This window comes from Streptomyces sp. NPDC059866 (assembly GCF_042731325.1).
Lineage (GTDB): Bacteria > Actinomycetota > Actinomycetes > Streptomycetales > Streptomycetaceae > Streptomyces > Streptomyces flavusporus.
In genome coordinates, this window is the sequence record NZ_JBHWJT010000001.1 from 88,290 (window position 1) to 103,576 (window position 15,287).

The window sequence follows — 15,287 nt, forward strand, 5'->3', positions numbered from 1 at the left end:
CGCCGGTTAGGCTCGACAGCGTCGATCCCGTGAGCGAAGAGAGCACCGCCGTGACCCACCCCCTCCTGGACCTGGCCCCGCTGACCGCGGCGCACTTCGCCGCCATCGAGGACCGGGTGGCCCGGCTGCTCGGCACCCGCCAGGACGTGGTGATCATGCAAGGTGAGGCGCTGCTGCCGCTGGAGGGCGCCATCCGCGCCACGGCCGGTCCCGGGACGACGGCACTGAACGTGATCACCGGACCGTACGGGCAGACCTTCGGGAACTGGCTGCGGGACTGCGGAGCGACCGTGATCGATCTCGCGGTGCCCTTCCACACGGCGGTCACGGCCGAGCAGATCCGCGCGGCCTTCGCCGAGCATCCGGAGATCGACTTCGTGTCCCTGGTGCATGCGGAGGCGGCGACCGGCAACACCAACCCGGTCGCGGAGATCGGCGAGGTGGTCCGGGAGCACGGGGCGCTGTTCTACCTGGACGCGGTGGCGTCGATCGGCGCCGAGCCGGTACTGCCGGACGCGTGGGGCGTGGACCTGTGCGTCATCGGGGCGCAGAAGGCGATGGGCGGCCCGGCGGGCGTCTCGGCGGTGTCGGTGAGCGAGCGGGCGTGGACGCGGATGGCGGCGAACCCCAGGGCGCCGCGCAGGTCGTATCTCTCGCTGCTGGACTGGAAGGAGCGCTGGATCGACGGCGGCCGCAAGGCCCTGCTGCACGCGCCGGCCCAGCTGGAGATGCTGGCGCTGGAGGCGTGCGTGGAGCGGATCGAGGCGGACGGCCCGCAGACGGTGATGGCCCGGCACGCGGCCGCCGCGGCGGCGACCCGCGCGGGGGCGCTCGCGCTGGGCGGTGGCCTGGAGCCGTACGTGCACGAGGCCGCGGAGGCGGCGCCGGTCGCGACCACCCTGCGAGCACCCTCCGGCGTCGTGGCATCGGAACTGGTGGCCAGGGCCCTGGAGAGCGACCCCGCGCTGCCGCTGGCCGCGGGTGGGGGCGCGCTGGCCAAGGAGATGATCCGCGTCAACCACTACGGTCCCGACGCGACGCCGGGCGCGGTCCGGGCGAGCCTGGCCGCCCTGGGCGCGGCCCTGACCGAGAAGGGTCTGACGGTGGACCTCGATGCGGCGCGGCGGGCTGCGGAAGCCGCCTGGCAGTAAGCGCCGGGCATTCTCTTCACGGTTGATTTTCCGGGATTCCCTTTCCGCAATTCCAACCAATTTACCGGGAGCAGCTTCCCGTATTCTTCTGCCCGCTTTCTCCGACCCTAAACGCAAAGATTTCGCGAACACCAAGCGGCGTAATTCGGGCAGATCTCCTGAGGGTTACACGGCTGTGACGCGTTCCACATCGCGCCCGTTTTGCGCACTATATGGCCGACAAACCGGGGCATTCCGTCGCACCTTCACGCGGCTGCACGCGCACGCGTGATAACACAGGATGCGCCGACACGTAAGCCCCTCCGGCCATGCAATTTCGAATTTCGCTCGGTAAATTTAATTCGCATGACTGCCGCACAAGCAGACCTGCACATCGACCGTCCGGCGGTTACGGACGGGGCCGCTGTCTGGCGGCTCGCCAAGGAATCCGGAACCCTCGACCTGAACTCCTCGTACAGCTATCTGCTGTGGTGCCGGGACTTCGCCGCCACCTCGGCGGTGGCGCGGGCGGACGACGGGGCGGCCGTCGGCTTCATCACCGGGTACCTGCGGCCGGACCGCCCGGGGACCCTGCTGGTGTGGCAGGTGGCCGTCGACGCCGCGTACCGCGGACGCGGACTGGCGGCGCGGCTGCTCGACGGACTGACCGCCCGGGTCGCCGCCGAGCAGGGGCTGACCTCCGTCGAGACCACCATCACGCCGGGCAACACCCCCTCCGAGCGGCTGTTCACCTCGTACGCCGCCCGGCACGGCGCCCGTGTCGAGCGTGCGGTGCTGTTCGACACGGGTCTGTTCCCGGACGGCCCGCACGACCCCGAAGTCCTGTACCGCATCGGCCCGTTGACCCACCTCTCGCAGTGACCCGTCGCAATTGACCGTTGCAACTGACCGTCGTATGACCGTCGCAATGAGGAGCGATTCTTCGTGACCATCACCCAGCCCGACCTCAGCGTCTTCGAAACCCTGGAGTCCGAGGTGCGCAGCTACTGCCGCGGCTGGCCCACCGTCTTCGACCGGGCGCGCGGCAGCCGCATGTACGACGAGGACGGCCACGAGTACCTCGACTTCTTCGCCGGAGCCGGCTCGCTCAACTACGGACACAACAACCCGGTGCTCAAACGGGCCCTGCTCGACTATCTGGACCGGGACGGCGTCACCCACGGTCTCGACATGTCGACCACGGCCAAACGCGCCTTCCTGCAGACCTTCCAGGACCTGGTGCTGCGGCCGCGCGACCTGCCGTACAAGGTCATGTTCCCGGGGCCGACCGGTACCAACGCCGTGGAGTCCGCGCTGAAACTGGCGCGGAAGGTGAAGGGGCGCGAGGCCATCGTGTCGTTCACCAACGCCTTCCACGGCATGTCCCTCGGCTCCCTCGCCGTGACCGGCAACGCGTTCAAACGGGCCGGCGCCGGGATTCCGCTCGTGCACGGCACGCCCATGCCCTTCGACCACTACCTGGACGGCAAGGTCGAGGACTTCCTGTGGTTCGAACGGCTGCTCGAGGACCAGGGCTCCGGGCTCAACAAGCCCGCCGCTGTGATCGTCGAGACCGTGCAGGGCGAGGGCGGCATCAACGTGGCCCGGCCCGAGTGGCTGCGGGCGCTGGCCGAGCTGTGCGAACGCCAGGACATGCTGCTGATCGTCGACGACATCCAGATGGGCTGCGGGCGCACCGGCGCGTTCTTCTCCTTCGAGGAGGCCGGGATCGTGCCCGACATCGTCACCGTGTCGAAGTCCATCAGCGGCTACGGGCTGCCGATGTCGCTGTGCCTGTTCAAGCCGGAGCTGGACGTCTGGGAGCCGGGCGAGCACAACGGCACCTTCCGCGGCAACAACCCCGCGTTCGTCACGGCCACCGCCGCGCTGGAGACGTACTGGACCGACGGCTCGGCCATGGAGAAGCAGACCCGCGCGCGCGGTGAGCAGGTCGAGCAGGCGCTGATCGCCGTCACCGAGGAGAACCTCGCCGACGTCAAGGAGTACCGGGGCCGCGGGCTGGTGTGGGGCATGGAGTTCCACGACAAGGGCCGGGCCGAGCGCGTCGCCCGCCGCGCCTTCGAACTCGGGCTGCTGATCGAGACGTCCGGCCCCGAGAGCGAGGTCGTCAAGCTGCTGCCCGCCCTCACCGTCACCCCCGAGGAGCTGGACGAGGGCCTGCGCGTCCTCGCCCGTGCCGTACGCGAAACCGTCTGAGAAAAGGAGCTGTTCAGCACCGTGATCGTCCGTTCGTTCAAGGACATCGAAGGCACCGACCGGCATGTGAAGGCCGCGTCCGGCACCTGGGAGAGCAAACGCATCGTCCTCGCCAAGGAGAGGGTCGGCTTCTCGCTGCACGAGACGATCCTGTACGCGGGGACGGAGACGTCGATGTGGTACGCCAACCACATCGAGGCCGTGGTCTGTGTGCAGGGCGAGGCCGAACTGACCGACCACGAGACCGACCGGACGTACACGATCACGCCCGGGACGATGTACCTCCTCGACGGCCACGAGCGGCACACGCTGCGCGTCAAGGAGGACTTCCGCTGTATCTGCGTCTTCAACCCGCCCGTCACCGGACGGGAGGACCACGACGAGAACGGCGTCTACCCCCTGCTCACCGAACCCGAGGAGGTGTGACATCCCCATGACCACCAGCACTGTCACGGATCTCTACCCCAGCCGCGGCGCCACCGAGGTGTCCGTCCCCCGCCAGGACCCCGTCGTCTGGGGCGCGCCCGGCACCCCCGGGCCGATCGACGTCGCCGGTCTCCAGTCCTACGAGCGGGACGGCTTCCTCGCCATCGAGGAACTCATCACCGACGACGAGGTCGCCGTCTACCGGGAGGAGTTGAACCGGCTGGTGGCGGACCCGGCGATCCGGGCCGACGAGCGGTCGATCGTCGAGCCGAAGTCGCAGGAGATCCGGTCCGTCTTCGAAGTGCACAAGATCAGCGAGGTGTTCGCCGCGCTGGTGCGCGACGAGCGGGTCGTCGGGCGGGCCCGGCAGATCCTCGGCTCGGACGTGTACGTCCACCAGTCGCGGATCAACGTCAAGCCGGGCTTCGGGGCCAGTGGCTTCTACTGGCACTCGGACTTCGAGACCTGGCACGCCGAGGACGGTCTGCCGAACATGCGGACGGTGTCCGTCTCGATCGCGCTGACCGAGAACTACGACACCAACGGCGGGCTCATGATCATGCCGGGGTCGCACCGGACGTTCCTCGGATGCGCGGGGGCCACGCCGAAGGACAACTACAAGAAGTCGCTGCAGATGCAGGACGCGGGCACGCCCTCGCACGAGGCGCTGACCGCGATGGCCTCGCAGTACGGCATCAAGTTGTTCACGGGCAAGGCCGGTTCGGCGACCTGGTTCGACTGCAACTGCATGCACGGGTCGGGCGACAACATCACGCCGTTCCCGCGCAGCAACGTCTTCATCGTCTTCAACAGCGTGGAGAACGCGGCGGTCGAGCCGTTCGCGGCGCCGGTGCGGCGGCCGGAGTTCATCGGAGCGCGGGATTTCACTCCCGTCCGGTGAGCCCGGCCGGGGGTCCGGGGGTTGGCCCCCGGAGTATGCAGCATCGGGGCGCGGGACTTCACGCCGGTGAAGTGACGTAGTCGGACGTGTCGGGTCGGGGTCCCTCTCCTGGAGGGGCCCCGACTCGTTGCATTGCCATCTACAGCCACGCCAGCGACGCCGCGCGCTCCAGTACGTTCCGTACGGCCGACTCGTCGCCGGCCGCTCCGCGCGGGACCTCCTGCGGCGGGTACCGTCCGCCGACCAGCAGGCAGAAGTCGACCGGATCCAGGGCGAGTTCGGCGCGTACGGGTTCGGCGTCGGAGCCCAGCACCCATTCCGGGCCGCCGGTCACGGAGAAGAGGACGGGCGGTGCGGTGGGCCCGAGGGCCGCACCGAGGATGCGCACCGCGAGCCGGATCAGGTGCCGCAGGTGTTCCTCGGGCGGCGGCGGGACGGCCAGGCCCAGGGCGCGGCCGATGTCGTCGGCGTGGATCCAGGTCTCGAACGCGCGCACGAGGAAGTGGTCGGCGACCGGCAGCCGCAGCCCCATCAGTGTCACCGCACGGGCGGCCGACTGCGCATCGCGGGCCTCGGGTGCGCCGAGCAGGGCGGCCGCCTGCGCGGACCAGGCAGCGACGGTCTCCCCGGGCGGGCGCCCGCGCTCATGGGCGATCATCTCGGCGGTACGCCGGTTCCAGGCGGCGTCCCAGGGCGTGCCCTCCTCGATCCCGGAGGGCGGCCGGCCGGTGTCGACCCCGAGCTCCCTCGCGAGCGGCTCGTCGGCGGCGAGCAGATGGGCCACGGTCGCGTGCACGTCCCAGTCGTGCACGACCGGCGTGCCCCACCGGCCGTCCGCCTCGGACAGCAGCGCCTTCAGCCCGGAGACGGCAGCGGCGTAGGGGGCGGCATGCGGGGCGACGGCGGGGGCGGCGGCACGGTGGCGAAGGGCACGGGACAGGACGGTGGAGGAGGGCCCCTCGAGCGGGGCCGATGCCGGGGGCCGCGCCTCGGACGGCGACCCGTCCGAGGCAGACGCGGCCGGCGCCGGCCCTTCCAGCATCCGTACCACTGCCCTCAGCCGTTCCGCCTCCCTGGCGCATGTTTCGCAGGTGGCGAGGTGGGGCGGGATCGTCTTCTCGTCGGCCGGTTCCAGGGTGCCGAAGGCCCAGGCGGCCAGGAGTTCCCGTACGGCGTCGTGATCGGTGGTCACCGTGTGCCTCCTTCCACTGCTGCCATCATGCGCCCCTTTCGAGGGCCGGGTCCGGCGGGTCGGCCAGGGATTCGGCCAGGGTGCGCAGCGCGGTGCGCAGGCGGGTCTTGGCGGTGCCCTCGGGGATGCCGAGTTCCACGGCCGCCTGCCGATAGGTGCGGCCGGCGAAGTAGGCCAGGTGCACCACCTCCCGTTGCGGCTGCGGGAGTTCGGCGAGGGCGGAGTGCAGCAGCAAGGAGCGTTCCCGGTCCACGACCGTCTCGTCGGGTCCGGGACCTGGCTCCGGGATGGCGTGCAGCGCGGAGTCGTCGGCGCGGGCGTCCTTGCGGTGCCGGGCCTCGCTGCGCACCCAGTCCACGGCCCGCCGGTGGGCGAGCAGGGACAGCCAGGTGCGCAGCGAGCCACGGCGCGGGTCGAAGGCGTACGGCCTGCTCCACAGCTGGGCGAACACCTCCTGCGCCACGTCCTCCGCGGCGGCCGCGCTGCGCGTCACCCGCACGGCGACGCGCCGCACCAGCCCGCCGTACGCCGTGTACACCTCGGCCAGCGCGGACTCGTCGCCGTACACCAGCCGCCGGTGCAGTTCCGCATCGGCCCCGACGTCCGCCTGCTCCACCGGCACCACCCCCGGTGCCCTTCCTAGCGTCCGCGGCCCGGCCGCGCCAGTGGTTCAGGCGGACAGCACGTCCAGCAGGCGGTCGACGTCGGCCGGCGTGTTGTACAGGTGGAAGGCGGCGCGCAGGTTGCCCGCGCGGTCGGAGACCTCGACTCCGGCGCGGCTCAGGTCGGGCTGGCGCTGTCCGAGGCCCGGCACGGAGACGATCGCCGAGCCGGGCGCCGGGAGGGGTTCGTGGCCGAGCGTCGCCAGGCCCGCGCGGAAGCGGTCGGCGAGCGACAGGTCATGCGCGTGTACGGCGGCCACGCCGAGCTCCTCGACCAGGGCCAGGGAGTGCCGGGCGCCGGTGTAGGCGAGGAGGGCGGGGCTCTCGTCGAACCGGCGGGCGGAGTGGGCGAGTTCCGTGACCGGGCCGTAGGTGCTGTCCCAGGGGTTTTCGCCGGCCGCCCAGCCCGCGAAGACGGGAGTGAGTCCGCCGAAGTCCTCCGGTACGACGAGGAAGGCCACGCCGCGCGGGCAGACGACCCACTTGTAGGCGACGGAGGAGACATAGTCGAAGTCGTCCGCGGCGAGCGGCAGCCAGCCGACGGCCTGGGACACGTCGATGAAGGTGCGCGCCCCGTGCGCGCGGGCCGCCTCGCGGATCGCCGGCAGGTCGGCGATCCGGCCGTCCACCGACTGCACGGCGCTCACGGCGACGAGCGCGGTGTCCGGGCGGACCGACTCGGCGAGCCGCTCCAGGGGCACGCTGCGCACCTTCAGGTCCCGGCGGACGTGGAAGGGGTTCACCAGGGAGCTGAAGTCGGCCTCGGCGGTGAGCACCTCGGCGCCCTCGGGCAGCGCGGCGGCGATCAGCCCGCTGTGCACGGCGACGGAGGCCCCGGCCGCGACCCGGCTCGCCGGCACCCCGACGATCCGGGCGAAGGCGGCCCGGCAGGCCTCCACGTCGGCGAACATGTCCTGCGGCACGCCTTCGGCCAGGGACAGTGCGGCGGCGCGCAGCGCCGCCACCGTGCGGGCCGGCAGCAGGCCGGTGCTCGCGGTGTTGAGGTAGGTGTGCTTCGGGGCGAACTCGGCGCGGACGAGGCTCTCGAAGGTCTCCATGGGGTCCACTCTGCGGTCCCGGGAAGCCCACGTCCATTGCGTATTTCTACGTGGTTTCCCTAAGGACCGCTTATGGACCGGCCCTCACCTGTGGCTTCAGTGCTGCGGCACCGCGCACCCGTCCGGACCGCACGCCTCGGCGCCCGCCTCGTCGATCAGCTTCAGCGGCGACCGCTCGCCCCACGCCTGCGTGAGTGCCTGGCCGAACACCTCGGCGGGCTGCGCGCCGGAGACGCCGTACTTCCGGTCGAGGACGAAGAACGGCACCCCGGTGGCACCGAGCTGCGCGGCCTCCCGCTCGTCGGCCCGCACCTCCTCGGCGTAGGCGCCCGGATCGGCGAGCACCTTGCGGACGCCGGCCTCGTCGAGCCCGGCGGCGACGCCGATCTCCACCAGCCGCTCGTCGTCGCCGAAGACGGACCGCTCCTCGGCGAAGTTCGCCTCGTACATCAGCTGGACGAGCTCGCCCTGCCGGCCGTGCTCCTTGGCGAAGTGGAGCAGCCGGTGCATGTCGAAGGTGCTGCCGTGGTCCCGCCCGCGGGTCCGGTACTCCAGCCCCTCGGCGGCGGCCTGCGCCCCCAGGTTGTCCTCGCCGGCCTGCGCCTGGGCCTCGCTCATGCCGTACTTCTTCGTGAGCATCGTCAGCACGGGCTGCACGTCGCCCTTGGCCCGTCCGGGGTCCAGCTCGAACGACCGGTGCACGACCTCGACCTCGTCGCGGTGCGGGAACTCCGCCAGCGCCTTCTCGAAGCGGGCCTTGCCCACGTAGCACCAGGGGCAGGCGATGTCGCTCCAGATCTCGACGCGCATGGGTTCTCGCTCTCTCAGGCTCGTACTGGGTACGGAGACTCCCTCCGTCGGTGCGTGAACGTTCAAGCGACCGGTTTCATTCCCGTACGCCGGCTCAGCTGCCGTCCCGCAGATCCCGCGGCCAGCTCGGCCGGAACTCTATGTGGTCGTACGTCACCACGCAGCCCTCCCCCAGTGGCGACTGGGTCATGAAGCCGACCAGGGCAGCTCCCGTCTCCTTCTCGCCGCCCAGCGTGAACAGCCGCACGAAGGTCCAGCGCTCGCCGTCGCGGGAGGCGTGGAAGGCGAACGCCCTGCCGGTGCGGCTGACGCGGAGCCAGACGCTGCTGCCGTCCACGACGAAGGAGTTCGCGTCGTCGGAGTGGTCCCGGGTCACCACGGTGCACACGGTGGGCAGATCGGGCGAGCGCTCCAGGCAGAGCTTCGCCCACGCCCGCTCACCGACGTGCACGTACAGCACACCCGCGTCGAAGGCGGCGGCGAAGCCGACCGTGACATGGGCGATCAGCTGGAAGTCCCCCTCCGGCGCACCCAGCAGCCGGGGCGCGTCGGAGGCGGAATCCAGGGCCTCGTCCGTGGGTGGCACGAAGCGGTCCTGGCGGGCTCCCGCCCAGCCGGTGAGCGCGCCGTCCTCGTACGACCAGTGGCCGTCGGGGCCGTAGGTACGCAGCGGAAACGGGAGTTCGGGGAGTTCGAAGTCCATCCCGCCAGTGTTCCAGCCGGGCCGGGAGCCCTGCCCACCGGTCGGTGGAACGGGGCCGGAGCTCCCGGCAGGCATACCTGCTGAAGCCGCTCGGAACTCCATCCGGCCGTTGAAGCGACGCGACAGCCCCAGCGGGTACCTGACGGACCGTCACGCCCGCCTCCCGGGGTGGTCGGGGTCGCGGCTTTACCCAGCACCAAGTCGCTTGCGTAGCACCGGGGTTCGACCCGGGGCCGATGATCACGCCGTGGCCGTTCCTGTTCCCGGCCGGTCCAAGCATGATCGCGAAGTCAGACTGGACCATTAGGCCATAAATGGACACATCTCGCACGGCTCGATACGGTCGAATTACAGGCGCTACCGCTGCAGCAGTGACCAGCGAGCAGAGAAGTCGGCGCCAGAGGCCGGAATCCACCGGCCCGAATGGTACCCAGCGCATCGCGCTGCTGTGCAGGTACCGGCCCCGGTCCGCACCCTCACAACTGACGCTTCGACCGGGGCAAGTCACCGTCTGCACGTGCCAGTCCCGAAGGAAGAAGATAGTTATGCGCCCGAAGCGAACCATCGCACTAGTGGCGAGCCCCCTCGTCGCGGCCGCGGCCCTGGCGCTCCCCGCCACGGCCATGTCGCAGAACTCGGACACCTCGGTGGCGTCCGCCCCGCAGGCCCCGAACCAGCCCCCTCCCTCTCCTACCCCGACGCCGAAGCCGACGAAGACACTTACACCGGAGCAGCAGGGCAATCGGGACGGACGGGTGGCCGGGAGGGCTGACGGCCAAGACTGCAATTACAAGCAGTCCTTTGCGCCGAAGCTGAAAAACTCGAGGTACCTGGCGGCCTACAACACCTCTTACGAGCGGAACTACGACGCGACCTGCGTCGAGGAGGAGGAGGAGCAGCCGCCGGCGCAGTAGAGCATGTCGCGGAGCCCCGCGTCGGATGTCCGGGGTCTGCGAAGGCAGGCCCCGCCACTTCGACTGCGGGGCCTGCCGCGCGAGCGAGGCTCCCCCAACTGCCCTGCACACATGGCGAACCGCCGGAACCGACGGCCCGGGGAACACGCTTGGCGCAACGCGCACGGCCGGACGCCCCGAACACGGGCGCCCGCCCGTGCGTACGCCGGTCCGGGCCGCCGGGTCAGACCTCCATCCGCCCGTTGAACCGCCGCGGCAGCCCCAGCGGGTTGTCGTCGCGCAACTCCGGCGGGAGCAGTGCCTCGGGCGTGGTCTGGTACGTCACCGGGCGCAGCCAGCGCTCGATGGCCGTGCCGCCCACCGAGGTGGAGGTGGACGTCGTCGCCGGGTAGGGGCCGCCATGGTGCTGGGCGGGGGCGACTGCAACACCCGTCGGCCAACCGTTGACCAGCACGCGTCCGGCGAGCGGGGTGAGCTCGGCGAGGATCTCGGCGCCCTTGCCCTGTCCCTCGGCCTCCTCCGTGGAGAGGTGGACGGTCGCGGTCAGGTTGCCGGGCAGCCGGGACAGGACGGCGTTGACCTCGGCGTCGTTCTGGTAACGGGCGACCACGGTGACGGGTCCGAAGCACTCCTCCAGGAGCAGGTCGTACTCCCCCTCCTGCGCGAGCTTCTCCGCCGGAACCGTCAGGAAGCCCGCGCTCACCGTGTGCTCGCCGCCCGCGCCCGGCGTCACGGGCGACTCCACGTCGGGGAGTTCCGCGCGCTCCGCGACACCGGCGACGAAGTTGTCCCGCATACGGTGGTCGAGCAGCACGCCCGCCTCGGTGTCGCTGACCGCCTCCGTCAGCGACTTCACCAGCCGGTCCCCGGCCGCACCCTGCGGCGCCAGCACGAGCCCCGGCTTCACGCAGAACTGTCCGACGCCCAGCGTCATGGAGCCGGCGAGCCCGCCGCCGATCTGCTCGGCGCGCTCCGCTGCCGCGGCCTCGGTGACGAGCACCGGGTTCAGGGAGCCCAGCTCGCCGTGGAACGGGATCGGCACCGGACGCGCGGCGGCGGCGTCGAACAGGGCCCGGCCCCCTCGTACGGAACCGGTGAAGCCCGCCGCGGCGACCAGCGGGTGCTTGATCAGCTCGATGCCCGCCTCGAAGCCGTGGACGAGGCCCACGACCCCCTCGGGGATGCCGTGCTCCGCGGCGGCCCGGCGCAGCACGGCCGCGACCAGCTCGGACAGCGCGGGGTGGTCGGGGTGGGCCTTGACGACCACCGGGCAGCCCGCGGCGAGCGCGCTCGCGGTGTCGCCGCCGGCGACGGAGAAGGCGAAGGGGAAGTTGGAGGCGGAGTAGACGGCGACGACGCCGAGCGGGACCTTGTAGCGGCGCAGGTCCGGGATGGGCGGGGTGGCGGTGTCGTCGGGGTGGTTGATGACGACACCGAGGAAGGCACCCTCGTCGACGATGTCGGCGAAGGCCCGCAACTGGTAGCAGGTGCGGGCGAGTTCGCCGGTCAGCCGGACCGGGCCGAGCGCGGTCTCGGCGTCGGCGGCCTCGACGAGCTGGTCCTTGGCGTCCTGGAGCCGGTCGGCGGCGGTGCGCAGGAAGGCCGCCCGGACCGTGCGGTCGGCGAGGTCGCCGCGGACGGCGTGGGCGGCGCGGACGGCAGCGTCCACCTCCTGGGCTGTGGCCTCCACCGCAACCTGTTCACGCTGCTTCCCGGTTCGGGGGTCGACACTCCAGACTGGTGCTGCTGCCACCGCGGGTCCCTCCACACATGTATTGCCGCAGTTCTGGGTCATCCACCAGGGTCGTTCGATATACTGAACAATGTCTCTGATGGTGAATATGCTGTTGGAGACTATTTCCCGTCGAACGAAGGGGTCAAGGGCGATGTCGGCAGGCGAGACGGGGGGCGGGGCGCAGGTCAAGTCCGCGGTACGGACGGTTGAACTGCTCGAGTACTTCGCCGGACGTCCAGGTATGCACTCGCTCGCGGCGGTCCAGGAGGCCGTGGGCTATCCCAAGTCGAGCCTGTACATGCTGCTGCGCACGCTCGTCGACCTCGGCTGGGTGGAGACCGACGCGACGGGCACGCGGTACGGGATCGGCGTACGGGCGCTGCTGGTGGGGACGTCGTACATCGACGGCGACGAGGTGGTCGCGGTGGCCCGGCCGACGCTGGACCGGCTGTCGGACGACACGACGGAGACGATCCACCTCGCGCGCCTGGACGGGACGAACGTCGTCTACCTGGCCACCCGGCAGTCGCAGCACTACCTGCGCCCCTTCACCCGCGTCGGCCGCCGCCTGCCCGCGCACTCCACCTCCCTCGGCAAGGCGCTGCTGAGCACGTACACGGACGAGCAGGTCCGCAAGATGCTGCCGGAGACCCTCCCCGCCCTCACCGAGCACACCATCACCGACCGGGAGAAGCTGATCGAGGAGCTGCACCAGGTACGGGAGCAGGGGTACGCCGTGGACCGCGAGGAGAACACGCTGGGCCTGCGCTGCTTCGGCGTGGCGATTCCCTACCGCACGCCGGCCCGGGACGCGATCAGCTGCTCGATCCCGGTGGCCCGCCTCACCCCGGCGCACGAGCAGATGGTGAAGGACGCCCTGTTCGACGCCCGCGACCGGCTGACGCTCGCCACTCGTAGGCTCTGACTCCATGGATGTGAAACTGCGCGAAATCCACGACAGCGACCTGCCCGTCTTCTACCGGCAGATGAACGACCCGGAGGCCCTGCGCATGGCGGCCTTCACCCCCGAGGACCCGGCCGACCGGGACGCCTTCGACGCGCGCTGGAAACGGATCCGCACCTCGGCGTACGTCCTGCGCACGATCCTCGCCGACGGAGACGTGGTGGGGAGCGCGGCCGTGTACGGGGAGCCGGGCGAGCGCGAGGTGACCTACTGGGTCGACCGCGCGTACTGGGGCCGGGGCGTCGCCACGGCCGCCCTGCGGACGCTGCTCGCCGAGGTCCCCGAACGCCCGCTGTACGCACGGGCGGCGGCGGACAACGAGGGCTCGCTGCGGGTGCTCATGAAGTGCGGCTTCCAGGTCAGGGAACGGGCCCGGGGATTCGCGCACGCGCGCGGCGAGGAGATCGACGAGCTGGTCCTGGCGTCGGAGGGCTGAGCGGGCCTCCCCCATGCGGCGGAGACGGATCACCGTCGCGCAGGAGGTGGACCCCTGCCGTCGCGCGGGAGCGCGGACGCATGACGCAGACACTCGCTTCTGAGCAGGTGACGCAGGAGGGGCTGAGCAACGCCCTCAAGCACACCGGTGACGGGGCGGCCGTACGACTGCGGATCGAAGTGACCGACGGGCACCTGGAGATCACCGTCGAGAATCCCGTCGCCTCCACCCCCGAGCTCCGCCCCGGTGGCGGTCACGGCCTGCGGGGCATTGCCGACCGGGCGCGGCTGCTGGGCGGGACGACGCGGGCCGACGCCGACGCGCTCGTCCAGGCCGTACGGCTCGTCTCGCACAGCGACACCCTGCTGTTCCCGTCGGCCGTGCGCACGCTCGCGGCCGAGCACGCGCGCGCGTGCCCCGCTCCACCGCCCTGGGCGGCGCGGCTCACCGGCCGCGAGAGCGATGTGCTGCGACTGATGGCGCAGGGCCTGACCAACGCGGAGATCGCGCGGCGCATGGAGGTCGGTCCGGCCACCGTGAAGTCGCATGTGGCGGCGCTCCTGGCGAAGACCGGCACCCGGGACCGCACACAGGCGGTCATCGCCGCCTACGAGGCGGGCTTCATGAACGCTCGATGAGAAAACGGGGCGCAAGGGAACGATTGCCCCCATCCTGATCGTCCCTGGGAGTGGGATGAACAAGACGATCAGGCGGGCGTCCGTCTTCGTGCTGCTGCTGGTGTTCGCTCTGCTGGTCAGGGCGACCTGGGTGCAGTTCTACGAAGGCCAGGCACTCGCGGACGACAAGAACAACCGGCGGAACGCGATCGAGCTGTACAGCGAGCCGCTCGGCAACATCGTCGTGGGCGGCGAGGCGGTCACCGGCTCGGCGCGGACGAAGAGCGGCGACCTCGCGTACAAGCGGACGTACACGGACGGCGCGCTGTACGCGGCCGTCACCGGGTACAGCTCGCAGGCGTTCGGAGCCACCCAGCTCGAGGGCATCTACCAGGACCTGCTCGACGGCACCGACAACCGTCTGAAGAGCGTGCTGGACACCGTCACCAACAAGCGGTCCGATCCCGGCAACGTGATCACGACGATCGACCCGGATGTGCAGAAGGCGGCGTACGACGCGCTCGGCGACAAGAAGGGCGCGGCCGTCGCGATCGACCCCACGACCGGGAAGATCCTGGCGGTCGTCTCCACTCCGTCGTACGACCCGTCGCGGATCACCACGGGTGACTCGGCCGCCTGGGAGCAGCTGACCAAGGACTCCGACAAGCCGATGACGAACCGGGCGCTGCGCCAGCCGCTGCCGCCGGGTTCGACGTTCAAGCTGGTCGTCGCGGCGGCCGCGCTGGAGGACGGCCTGTACTCGTCGGTGGACGAGAAGACGGACAGCCCGGACCCGTATCCGCTGCCGCAGTCGAGCGACGAGCTGACGAACGAGAACCCGTCCGCCCCGTGCGAGAACGCCTCGATCCGGGTGGCTCTTCAGTACTCGTGCAACAACGTCTTCGGGAGCATGGCCGTCGACCTGGGCCAGGACAAGGTCCGGGCGATGGCGGAGAAGTTCGGCTTCAACGACGACGAGCAGGACGTGCCGGTGCGCGCGTACGAGAGCGTGTACCCGTCGGACATGGACGACGCGCAGACGGCCCTGTCGGGCATCGGCCAGTTCGATGTCACCGCGACGCCGCTGCAGATGGCGATGGTCTCAGCGGCCATAGCCAACGACGGCAAGCTGGTCTCGCCGCATATGGTGTCGCAGATCACCGACAGCAGCGGTGATGTGCTGCAGGACTACGACGACAACGCCTCGGCGGAGGAGATCGTCAGCTCCTCGACCGCCGAGCAGCTCCAGTCGGCGATGCAGACGGTGGTCGAGGACGGCACGGGGACGAACGCGCAGATCGCGGGCGCGACGGTGGGCGGCAAGACCGGCACGGCCCAGCACGGCGAGAACAACAGCAAGACGCCGTACGCCTGGTTCACGTCCTACGGGAAGGCCGACGGCAAGGAGGTCGCCGTCGCGGTCGTGGTGGAGCAGTCGGACGCGGCGCGTTCGGAGGTCAGTGGTAACGGGCTGGCGGCGCCGGTGGCCAGGGCGGTCATGGAAGCAGCGCTCGGGTAGCGG

Annotated in this window: 16 protein-coding genes; 10 read left to right on the forward strand and 6 right to left on the reverse strand. The window is 70.8% G+C overall.

Annotation, left to right across the window (positions count from 1 at the left end; all coding sequences use genetic code 11):
- The first annotated feature begins 50 nt into the window (after window positions 1-50).
- The 5 genes from ACFV7R_RS00435 (at window position 51) to thpD (ending at window position 4,674) form a co-directional block, all read left to right on the forward strand.
- Entirely contained in the window at window positions 51-1,151 is a 1,101-nt protein-coding gene (locus tag ACFV7R_RS00435; protein WP_385258877.1) for a pyridoxal-phosphate-dependent aminotransferase family protein, read from the forward strand.
- 345 nt (window positions 1,152-1,496) lie between these two features.
- Complete coding sequence (ectA, locus tag ACFV7R_RS00440; RefSeq protein WP_129797195.1) at window positions 1,497-2,012, forward strand: diaminobutyrate acetyltransferase; 516 nt, start codon at window positions 1,497-1,499, stop codon at window positions 2,010-2,012.
- Window positions 2,013-2,075: 63 nt separating this feature from the next.
- The gene (gene ectB / locus ACFV7R_RS00445) at window positions 2,076-3,347 is read left to right on the forward strand and encodes a diaminobutyrate--2-oxoglutarate transaminase (protein WP_129797196.1); all 1,272 of its coding nucleotides are present in this window, start codon (window positions 2,076-2,078) and stop codon (window positions 3,345-3,347) included.
- A 21-nt stretch (window positions 3,348-3,368) separates the two neighbouring features.
- A complete protein-coding gene (locus tag ACFV7R_RS00450; RefSeq protein ID WP_129797197.1) occupies window positions 3,369-3,773 on the forward strand; it encodes an ectoine synthase in 405 nt (134 codons plus the stop codon).
- 7 nt (window positions 3,774-3,780) lie between these two features.
- A complete protein-coding gene (thpD, locus tag ACFV7R_RS00455) occupies window positions 3,781-4,674 on the forward strand; it encodes an ectoine hydroxylase (RefSeq protein WP_385258135.1) in 894 nt (297 codons plus the stop codon).
- Between the two features lie 139 nt (window positions 4,675-4,813).
- On the opposite strand, the gene ACFV7R_RS00460 is transcribed toward thpD, so the two are convergent.
- The 5 genes from ACFV7R_RS00460 to ACFV7R_RS00480 form a co-directional block, all read right to left on the reverse strand.
- Entirely contained in the window at window positions 4,814-5,866 is a 1,053-nt protein-coding gene (locus tag ACFV7R_RS00460) for a maleylpyruvate isomerase family mycothiol-dependent enzyme (RefSeq protein ID WP_385258137.1), read from the reverse strand.
- Between the two features lie 25 nt (window positions 5,867-5,891).
- The gene (locus tag ACFV7R_RS00465) at window positions 5,892-6,491 is read right to left on the reverse strand and encodes an RNA polymerase sigma factor (RefSeq protein WP_385258139.1); all 600 of its coding nucleotides are present in this window, start codon (window positions 6,489-6,491) and stop codon (window positions 5,892-5,894) included.
- Between the two features lie 45 nt (window positions 6,492-6,536).
- On the reverse strand, window positions 6,537-7,586 hold the full coding sequence (locus ACFV7R_RS00470) for an aminotransferase class V-fold PLP-dependent enzyme (RefSeq protein ID WP_385258141.1): 1,050 nt from the start codon (window positions 7,584-7,586) through the stop codon (window positions 6,537-6,539).
- Between the two features lie 96 nt (window positions 7,587-7,682).
- On the reverse strand, window positions 7,683-8,396 hold the full coding sequence (locus ACFV7R_RS00475; RefSeq protein WP_385258143.1) for a DsbA family oxidoreductase: 714 nt from the start codon (window positions 8,394-8,396) through the stop codon (window positions 7,683-7,685).
- 94 nt (window positions 8,397-8,490) lie between these two features.
- Window positions 8,491-9,099, reverse strand: coding sequence for a DUF1349 domain-containing protein (locus ACFV7R_RS00480; RefSeq protein WP_385258145.1), 609 nt, complete (start codon window positions 9,097-9,099; stop codon window positions 8,491-8,493).
- 545 nt (window positions 9,100-9,644) lie between these two features.
- Between ACFV7R_RS00480 and ACFV7R_RS00485 the strand changes: the two genes are divergently transcribed.
- Entirely contained in the window at window positions 9,645-10,013 is a 369-nt protein-coding gene (locus ACFV7R_RS00485) for a hypothetical protein (protein WP_385258147.1), read from the forward strand.
- Window positions 10,014-10,236: 223 nt separating this feature from the next.
- Here ACFV7R_RS00485 and ACFV7R_RS00490 read toward each other — a convergent pair whose 3' ends face one another.
- Entirely contained in the window at window positions 10,237-11,766 is a 1,530-nt protein-coding gene (locus tag ACFV7R_RS00490; protein ID WP_385258149.1) for an aldehyde dehydrogenase (NADP(+)), read from the reverse strand.
- Between the two features lie 133 nt (window positions 11,767-11,899).
- Between ACFV7R_RS00490 and ACFV7R_RS00495 the strand changes: the two genes are divergently transcribed.
- The 4 genes from ACFV7R_RS00495 to ACFV7R_RS00510 all read left to right on the forward strand — a co-directional run bounded on the left by ACFV7R_RS00495 (window position 11,900) and on the right by ACFV7R_RS00510 (window position 15,284).
- Window positions 11,900-12,673, forward strand: a complete 774-nt coding sequence (locus ACFV7R_RS00495; protein ID WP_385258151.1) for an IclR family transcriptional regulator — start codon at window positions 11,900-11,902, stop codon at window positions 12,671-12,673.
- A 4-nt stretch (window positions 12,674-12,677) separates the two neighbouring features.
- Window positions 12,678-13,148 carry a GNAT family N-acetyltransferase gene (locus ACFV7R_RS00500; protein WP_385258154.1) on the forward strand — a complete coding sequence of 157 codons (471 nt, stop codon included), beginning with the start codon at window positions 12,678-12,680 and terminating at the stop codon, window positions 13,146-13,148.
- Between the two features lie 80 nt (window positions 13,149-13,228).
- Complete coding sequence (locus ACFV7R_RS00505) at window positions 13,229-13,786, forward strand: LuxR C-terminal-related transcriptional regulator (RefSeq protein WP_385258156.1); 558 nt, start codon at window positions 13,229-13,231, stop codon at window positions 13,784-13,786.
- Window positions 13,787-13,841: 55 nt separating this feature from the next.
- Window positions 13,842-15,284, forward strand: coding sequence for a peptidoglycan D,D-transpeptidase FtsI family protein (locus tag ACFV7R_RS00510; RefSeq protein ID WP_385258158.1), 1,443 nt, complete (start codon window positions 13,842-13,844; stop codon window positions 15,282-15,284).
- Window positions 15,285-15,287: the final 3 nt, after the last annotated feature.